The following is an 8,162-nucleotide window of genomic DNA, read 5'->3' on the forward strand; positions in this document are numbered from 1 at the left end:
GTTAACATAACGTCCTATTATCGGTAGCAAATCTTTTCATAGAATCCTTGTCTATACAGGGATTCTTCTTTTTTTGTCTATTGATTTGGTATACAGGATTTTATACATCGTTGATAGAGCGGGAATTTGAGGGATCCCCGCTATTCTTTTTTTGCATAAAATCTTGCATATAGAAAAAAAATTTTGATGTGGGTATCGAGAAGTAATAGGTATTTAATTTTAAAATTGAGTTTGAAATAAGTGCTACGTGAATTATTAGGAAAAAGGGTATATCATTGCTATAGCGAATATATTTTTTGAGGTGAAATGCTATGAAGACGCTATATAGTCCTAGTGATGTGGCAGAGCAATTAGGTATCCAATCTAGCACATTACGTAAGTATGCTGATGTACTTGAAAAAGAGGGTTATACTTTTATTAAGAATGAACGTGGACATAGGAAATATAGAGAAAGTGATGTAATGGTGTTTCGTAAGGTTATAAACCTAAAGAGTGACACAGATATGACATTAGAAAATGCTACAAAGCAAATAGTATCATGGTATCAAGGTGTTGAAGTATTGCCATTAGAACGACATGAAGTTGAGCGCTATGAAGAACCTAATTTCAACGCTACACCGCTACAGACGATGATTCAAGAGCAAAAAGAGATCATTAAAAAGCAAAATGATTTACTTCAGGAATTAACTAAACGATTAACGGAGCAAGATGAAAGATTTGTACAAAGAGAATTAGAATTATTGAACGCTATACAATCGATACAGGATTCTCAGAAGCTTATAGCAATGAACTCTAGCGAAGACATAGTGAAGAATCAAAGTCGTGATGAAATACTTTTAAAAACAATTAGAGAAGTTCAAGAAGTTAAGAGGATGATTGCAGCAAGTAAAGATAAGAGATGGTATGAGTTTTGGAAATAGTATTTTTTTAAAATTTGTTGATTATATTTTTCTTATTTTATAAATTTCAAAAAGGTTTTTGTTGTTTTTGGGGAATTAGGTAAATATTTGTATTTGTTATGTAACTTTTTAAATAAGTTATTTTTGATAGACACAAATATTATAAAGGGGGATTCATATGTTTTAAAAAAGTGTTTTAAGTTTGTTAGTATTAGTTTCTTTTGTTATAGGAGGAAATTCTATACGTGCAGATGAATCTTATTATATTGATAATAGGATATGAAAAGATATCGAAAAAAATGTAGAAGAAAATAAATATGTAAAAAGTTGTTTTAAAGTATTTCCTGTTTCTCCTCTCGGTCAATCATTAAAAATACCAAATGATTTTTTATATGATGATGGTATTTATAAAGGAATTTTATATTTGACTCACAAAGAATATTCAAAGCATTCTGTTGTATCTTATTATGAAGGTGTTTTAAATAAATATAAGTAAAGAATATATACTTAGTAAGAAATTATATATTATTTTTTATTTATAAATTTTTGATTAGGGTTTTAGTTGTTTTATTTTTCAGTTTAATTGTAAAAAATTATTTACTTTTTGTATGAAATATATTACAATCCAATTAGTGGAAATTATACGATAGAAGAGAGGGAAGACATGCTTGAGAATAATATATCGGTAGGAAGAGCTGAAAAAAAGTGGACACAACAGCAATTAGCAGATGAAGTAAATGTTAGTCGACAAACTATAGTAGCTTTAGAAAAAAATAAATATAACCCTTCTTTAGTATTGGCTTTTAAAATTGCTAATTCGTTGGAAAAAGATATAAATGATGTATTTCGTTATGAGGAGGATAAATAATGGGTAATATTGCTGTAACTTTAGTTTTGGTTTTAGTTGCATTAGTTTTTATAGCAGAGTTTTATAAAGGATCTTTTGAAAGGCAGATGGAGTCGAAAGATGAGAGAGGTCAAATACTTATTTTTAAGGTGAAGTCTTTATCTTATAAGATTTTATCTTTTGGTATTTTAATTGGAGTAGTAGTTGTAGCAATATTTAAGTTAATGGATAAGGAATATTTTATTTATTACGTAATGCTTGTATTTTTTATTCAAAGTATAGCTTCGTCTGTTTATTTAGCAGTTGTTCGAAAAGCATAAAAAAAAATAACACTTTATATTTGAAATAGGAATTATGTAAAGTGTTATTTTTATTTTGGTTTTATAGTTGTTGGTGAATTTCGGCTGGTGATTTTTTTCTTTTTTGTATAATCGTTAAAGCTTTGTTATATTTTTGTTTTAAATAAGTAAATATGGATTTATATTCTTTATCTGTTAAAAATAGAAGTTGATTAGATATCATAATAAATGAAAAGCTAAAGAGTCCCATTACTATAGCGATACCTAGATGCATACCAATTATGCCCATCATACCAATATATTTTGTTTTTTTATTAAATAATAAAAATGGAAAAGCTAATTGTACAATTACTGTTATATAAGATCCTGTAACTAACATTAGATCAGATGAATGTATTAAGTTCTTGAAGAAAGGATGAGAGAATTCATCAACTTGTAAAACGTAATATAAAGCCGTACCATTTTGCCATAATTCACCCATTGCTTTATGAAGACCTGAAGTAAGATATAGTATACTTACTTGAACAAGACATGCGAGTATGGATAAGTTATGTAATAAATTTCTTAAAGAAATATTTTCAGTATTAGTAGTTGTAGATGGATTTATATTTTTTTTATTTTTTAAATAAGAGTCTAATGAAAAGTATTGAGTAGTGTTAGCGAATAATAAATAGAATAGTAATATACGAGAAATATTATCTCCACCATCTAATATAATATTATTTTGAGTCATTAAAGACCAGATGAAAATGAAATTTAGGAATGATATTATTCTTCCTTTATAACCAAATAAAAAAAGTATTGCTATTAAAATTCCTAAATGATAGATAATATTGAAATATAAGTTAGATGTACTGAGACTATATAGAGAAAAATTGTTAAAAAAACGTTCTTCTGGACTTAGGTTTCCCATACTCATTAAGCCATTAGATCCCCATAAAAAGTAACGTTGTGAGTAATGAATTGTATAGTTATAAAGAATGATAAATCCAAATGCAATTCGGATTAGACTAGCTCCTATAAGCATATGTTTTTTTTGATTTAATAAAATCAACTTATTAATCATTGTTTTTCACTCCTTTGTACTAGAACATAGATATAACATTTTGTGGTTTTGCCCAATCAAGTTCAATATAACGTTTTTCATTATTAGGATTTTTTTCTTCTTTTTTTGAGAAAGGTATTGGGTTAGATTCTACAAGAAGAACTTTAAATTCTATAATATCTTTATTAGGATAGGCGCTTTTAAGATGTGCTTCAGCGTATCTGTTTAATAAATTATTTGATATTTTTTCAGCATTTTTACTTCTTTCATTTTCAACTAAATGTTTATATTCTTCTTTATCTAATTTCCCGTTGTTTATTTTTTTGATAACCTCTTGCATTGTATCATCGCTTTCTTGTCTTAAAGCAAATGCACCTCTAGGAATTCGTAATAAACGATTATATGGTGTAAATCTATTTTCTTGATTTTCCTTAATCATGTAGTCAACAATATCGATCCAACCAGTAGTCGTAGTATCATTATCTGATTTGATTTTGGCTTTTACAAAAAATTTACTATTTGTTGTTACTGGTGCAGGAGCAAATAGTCTCCAGTTTTGAGTGAAAATAGGATCCATATAGGCTGATAATTGTTTATTGTATTTAGCTTTTATTGGATTAGATGGAGTATTATAAATAAGGGTTATGGCAAAATGAGATATGAAAGCTGTACATAATAATCCAGCTATTAATTTTTTCCACATTATTATTACCTCACTAATTTTTTTAAGATTTTATTGATTTTAAGATAAAAGTTTATGTTTTTTTATTTAAGGTATAAAATATTAATTATATATGTAATGAATTTTATAGTTACATAGTTAAACGAGCCAATTCTTACTTTGTAGTAAGAAAGGCTCGTAATTATGTTTTGCATAGTAAACAAACAATTAATAGTCAAAAGTTATATTTATGTCTTCATAATCAAGACTATTAGTGCTATTGTTTCCAAAGGCAGCATTAGCAACTGCTTTACCAACTGCTTTTCCAACACTAAAGGCACCTGCTGCAGCTACAGCTCGTCCTGCTGCGGCGAAAAATTCTTGTGGTGGCTGAATATTTTCATTTGAGGATTCTACGGCAATAGTTTCCTCATTAATTGGAGCTGCTTTGGCTGTAGTAGAGTTAAAAGCTGCTCCACCTAATAGTAAAGAAAGTGCTAATCCCGATCCAATTATTTTTTTTATTATTTTCTTCGACCCCCTAAAGAATAAATCTACAGATCAAAAGATGATTTTACATCCTCGTATTCATAACTAGGAGCATCTGATGAACTACTTCCAGTTATTTCTCGTGCAGCTTTTTGATGTGCGAAATATCCCCCTACCCAAGCAGCTCCTTTTGCTGCAAGGCGATGTGCAACAGCTAAGAGTTCTTTTGGTGGTTCAATGTTTTGGTTTGCAGATTCCACAGTAATATTTTTTGCTTCATCGATTGGTGCAGCTTTAGCTGCAGTAGAGTTAAAAGCTGCTCCACCTAATAGTAAAGAAAGTGCTAACCCTGATCCAATTATTTTTTTTATTATTTTCTTCGACCCCCTAAAGAATAAATCTACAAATCAAAAGATGATTTTACATCTTCGTATTCATAACTAGGAGCATCTGATGAACTACTTCCGATTACTGCTCGTGCAGCTTTGTCACCTGCTAAATATCCCCCTACCCAAGCAGCTCCTTTTGCTGCAAGGCGACCTGCAACAGCTAAGAATTCTTTTGGTGGTTCAATGTTTTGGTTTGCAGATTCCACAGTAATATTTTTTGCTTCATCGATTGGTGCAGCTTTAGCTGCAGTAGAGTTAAAAGCTGCTCCACCTAATAGTAAAGAAAGTGCTAACCCTGATCCAATTAATTTACTTTTCATTTTAATACTCCTTTAGATTTACTTTTATAGGATTTATTGATCGAAAGATGATTTTACATCTTCGTATTCATAGCTAGGAGCATCTGATGAACTACTTCCAAATACAGCATTTGCAGCTTTTTCACCTGCAACCCATCCAACTCCCCAAGCAGCTCCTTTTGCTGCAGCTCGTCCTAACATTGCCGCGAATTCTTTTGGTGGTTCAATGTTTTGCTTTGATTCTACAGTAATATTTTTTGCTTCATCGATTGGTGCAGCTTTAGCTGCAGTAGAGTTAAAAGCTGCTCCACCTAATAGTAAAGATAATGCCAATCCTGATCCAATTAATTTGTTCTTCATTTTGAATAACCTCCTAATATTTTCTTGTAAAAAATATGATACATCCAGATTATTACATTTAAAGAATAATAAGTACACATAAAATTCTAAATTTTTGAATTTTGTAAAAAAAGACAAATAATTGTCATAATTTTAAAAAAAACGTAACAATTCAGTATAATTATATAAATAAATATCATAATTATATAAAGATATAACAATATATTAATTTTCAAATGTAGAAACATACGTTTGAAATTATTGTTTTATTTTTCCGTTTTCTAGGTGTTTCTTTTTGGGTACACTCTATGTCTCTTAAACCCTGGGTATTATAAATGGGAGAGCAATAAAAGTTATCCTGATATTGATAATTTAATTTTACTTAGTGAATTATATGAAGTAACAATTGATGAGTTAATAAAGGGATCAGATGATGTTAGAGAGGAGTTAGATAAAAAGGATAAGGATGAATGTGAGGACGATGATGATGAAAATGATTTTGGCTTTTTTATAGGTATTGTTCTTATATTTGTAGGGATATTTATTGGCATTGAAGGAATTTCTTTATTTATAACTATATTGGGGATGTTAATAATGGTATTTTATAGTGATGTGAAAAAAATAATTATTAATGAATTTAAAATATAAAGAAGACCGAACTAAACAAATAAACTAGTTCGGTCTTCTTTGTATTTGTTTTTTTTTGAAAACTTAATTAAGGTTTCTTAATTATTACTTATTCGCCATCCTTCATAATGTCCTGTCCATGAATTTTTACTTACTTCAGTTGCTCCTTTTAAATACCAAGTCACTCCATTCCACTCTTTTACAGTGGGTATTTCCCCTTTTGATTTGTAACCAGGAAAGTCTTGGGTTTCTTTTTTCTTAACAAAACTTTTTTTATTATCAATTTTTAATTTTACACTTGTATCAGTAGGTGTCTCTGCAAATACTCCTCCAGCACCAGATAACATAATTCCAGTTGCTAATGTTCCAATTATTACTTTCTTAAACATGATAAATCCCCCTTTTTTGGAATAAATATTACATGAATAACAATAACATATTATTTGTATTTTCTAACATTTGAATTTATTTATAAATATTAAACAGAATATTCAAATATATAATTTAAAATGAAAGAATTTAAAAATAATTATTTTTATTAATAGTGAATTTCAAGTTAATGATTGGAAGGAAATTAAATTATTTACGTGGGAAGAAATATAGAAACCAAACCTTTTCTATGCTTCTTTTTTATGTGAATTTATATTCAAAAGTTTTACTTCCAAATCCATAGAAAAAGAGTCCTATACGTAGGACTCTTTTCTATTAGTTATAACAAAAAAAGCCAATCATGATATAATTGAGTTGCGACGCTACAACTATACATAAGAGGCTTTTTTATTCTTATAAGATTCTAATTACATAATAGCATAAAAGAGGTCTCCGTACTAGTTGTAAATACTAGGAATGAGGAGAAAAGTTATGACAAATACTATCAATTTAAAACAAGCTGAAAGGAATTCAAGATTGAGAGATATCGAGAATTCGAAGATATTGTCAGAAGAAGAGATGTACATAGCAAATGAACTTCAAGCAAAAGCTAATTTACATGGAATGAAGTTGGTACCTGAACGGAAAGTAAAAAATAAAGCTAAATTTGCTCAAATTATTCAAGAGAATTGGTTATATCTCATTCAAAATAATTATTTAAAAAACGAAGAAATTATGTTTTTAAATAAAATTATTGGATTTATAGGTTTTCGTTCGAATTGTATTGTTCATGATATTAATGCAAAAGAACAATTACCGATGACTCAAACTGAAATTGCAGAAAAAATAGGATCTAGTAAAAATACAGTCAGTAGATTAGTAAAGCAATTAATTGAAAAAGGGCTAATTGGGCGTTTTGAATCCGGTAGGGATGGAATTAATGCTAGAATGTATGCATTGTATATAAATCCTAATGTAATTCTTTGTGGAGATCGTGACAATATTAATCAAACACTACAAACTATGTTTATAAGAAAGCCTAAAGAATTAAAAAATCTACCCATAAAATTAGTGTAACCTGTATGAATTTCATACAGGTTTTTTTATAATTTTATAGTTATCGAATTCGATAACTAAAGTTATCGAATTCGATAACTATAAAAAATCCCAAATCCCTTGGTATTAAAGGTTTTTTTGTAGTTACGTATGCTGTTCCCTTCTCACTCTCTATATAAAGAGCTAAAAGTTCCGCAAGGAACAAGTAGTATTTTTGAGCATACTTCGCTCAAAAATCTCCACTTTTGCTAAAAAAAGCATTAGGCTCGTTAATCCTCACCTAATACTTTTTTTAGCATCCTTGCGGAACTTTTTTTGGCTCGTTTGCTTCCATCGCCAAGCCGATAAACTCAAAAGTAGGATTTAGGCATATCGGCTTGAGCTATTCATTATACGAGCCAAAACGCTTGATCTAACGTTCTTTAATTAGTTTTTACTCTTTTTTTATATACGCAATACGTGGGGTCTCCCCACACCCCGGCCAGCCTCTACCTCAAAAGTAGGGAAAGGGGATTTAGTTTAAAAGCCTCAGATGGGCTTTATTTCGTTTTTTAACGAAAGGTTATATTAAACTACTTTTTTTATATAAAAAGCTACTATAGAGAGATTCTAGGTCTTTAAATGACGAATCTTAGGGATTCTTTGGGAATCCTTTCTGATTTTAAAAAAGACATAGGGTTTTGCCAACGGCAAATCCCTATGTCTTTTTCTAAGAAGTGAAAGCTGATTTAGAAAAAAAATCTGGACAGATGCGAAGCGTTCTGGCCAGAACGTCCCGCAGGGCAAAATCCGCCTGAAGACCATTCACTCGGCTTGCCGAGCTTGTTTTTGGTTCAAGCGCAG

Annotated in this window: 11 protein-coding genes; 5 read left to right on the plus strand and 6 right to left on the minus strand. The window is 29.6% G+C overall.

Features of this window, described 5'->3' with window-relative positions:
* Window positions 1-311 precede the first annotated feature (311 nt).
* The 3 genes from QO049_RS30120 (at window position 312) to QO049_RS30130 (ending at window position 2,066) form a co-directional block, all read left to right on the plus strand.
* Complete coding sequence (locus QO049_RS30120; protein ID WP_097855767.1) at window positions 312-920, plus strand: DUF3967 domain-containing protein; 609 nt, start codon at window positions 312-314, stop codon at window positions 918-920.
* 643 nt (window positions 921-1,563) lie between these two features.
* Complete coding sequence (locus tag QO049_RS30125) at window positions 1,564-1,767, plus strand: helix-turn-helix transcriptional regulator (protein WP_284489803.1); 204 nt, start codon at window positions 1,564-1,566, stop codon at window positions 1,765-1,767.
* Complete coding sequence (locus tag QO049_RS30130; protein WP_025689547.1) at window positions 1,767-2,066, plus strand: hypothetical protein; 300 nt, start codon at window positions 1,767-1,769, stop codon at window positions 2,064-2,066. Before QO049_RS30125 ends, QO049_RS30130 begins: the two co-directional genes overlap by 1 nt.
* A gap of 61 nt (window positions 2,067-2,127) precedes the next feature.
* Here QO049_RS30130 and QO049_RS30135 read toward each other — a convergent pair whose 3' ends face one another.
* The 5 genes from QO049_RS30135 to QO049_RS30155 form a co-directional block, all read right to left on the minus strand.
* Window positions 2,128-3,111, minus strand: coding sequence for an HTTM domain-containing protein (locus QO049_RS30135; protein WP_240523658.1), 984 nt, complete (start codon window positions 3,109-3,111; stop codon window positions 2,128-2,130).
* A 19-nt stretch (window positions 3,112-3,130) separates the two neighbouring features.
* Window positions 3,131-3,793 (minus strand): DUF5819 family protein, encoded by a 663-nt coding sequence (locus tag QO049_RS30140; RefSeq protein WP_097855766.1) that lies wholly within the window; start codon window positions 3,791-3,793, stop codon window positions 3,131-3,133.
* Window positions 3,794-4,305: 512 nt separating this feature from the next.
* The gene (locus tag QO049_RS30145) at window positions 4,306-4,500 is read right to left on the minus strand and encodes a hypothetical protein (protein WP_097861374.1); all 195 of its coding nucleotides are present in this window, start codon (window positions 4,498-4,500) and stop codon (window positions 4,306-4,308) included.
* A gap of 140 nt (window positions 4,501-4,640) precedes the next feature.
* The gene (locus tag QO049_RS30150; RefSeq protein ID WP_284489804.1) at window positions 4,641-4,949 is read right to left on the minus strand and encodes a hypothetical protein; all 309 of its coding nucleotides are present in this window, start codon (window positions 4,947-4,949) and stop codon (window positions 4,641-4,643) included.
* Window positions 4,950-4,982: 33 nt separating this feature from the next.
* Complete coding sequence (locus QO049_RS30155) at window positions 4,983-5,288, minus strand: hypothetical protein (RefSeq protein ID WP_070179072.1); 306 nt, start codon at window positions 5,286-5,288, stop codon at window positions 4,983-4,985.
* Between the two features lie 264 nt (window positions 5,289-5,552).
* Between QO049_RS30155 and QO049_RS30160 the strand changes: the two genes are divergently transcribed.
* Window positions 5,553-5,915 (plus strand): helix-turn-helix domain-containing protein, encoded by a 363-nt coding sequence (locus QO049_RS30160; RefSeq protein WP_097855764.1) that lies wholly within the window; start codon window positions 5,553-5,555, stop codon window positions 5,913-5,915.
* A 77-nt stretch (window positions 5,916-5,992) separates the two neighbouring features.
* On the opposite strand, the gene QO049_RS30165 is transcribed toward QO049_RS30160, so the two are convergent.
* Window positions 5,993-6,283, minus strand: coding sequence for an LCI fold-containing protein (locus QO049_RS30165; protein ID WP_284489805.1), 291 nt, complete (start codon window positions 6,281-6,283; stop codon window positions 5,993-5,995).
* 472 nt (window positions 6,284-6,755) lie between these two features.
* Here QO049_RS30165 and QO049_RS30170 point away from each other — a divergent pair, with 472 nt between their 5' ends.
* Window positions 6,756-7,340 (plus strand): MarR family winged helix-turn-helix transcriptional regulator, encoded by a 585-nt coding sequence (locus QO049_RS30170; RefSeq protein WP_025690064.1) that lies wholly within the window; start codon window positions 6,756-6,758, stop codon window positions 7,338-7,340.
* Window positions 7,341-8,162 lie beyond the last annotated feature (822 nt).

This window comes from Bacillus sp. RB3 (assembly GCF_030164735.1).
Taxonomy (GTDB): domain Bacteria; phylum Bacillota; class Bacilli; order Bacillales; family Bacillaceae_G; genus Bacillus_A; species Bacillus_A cereus.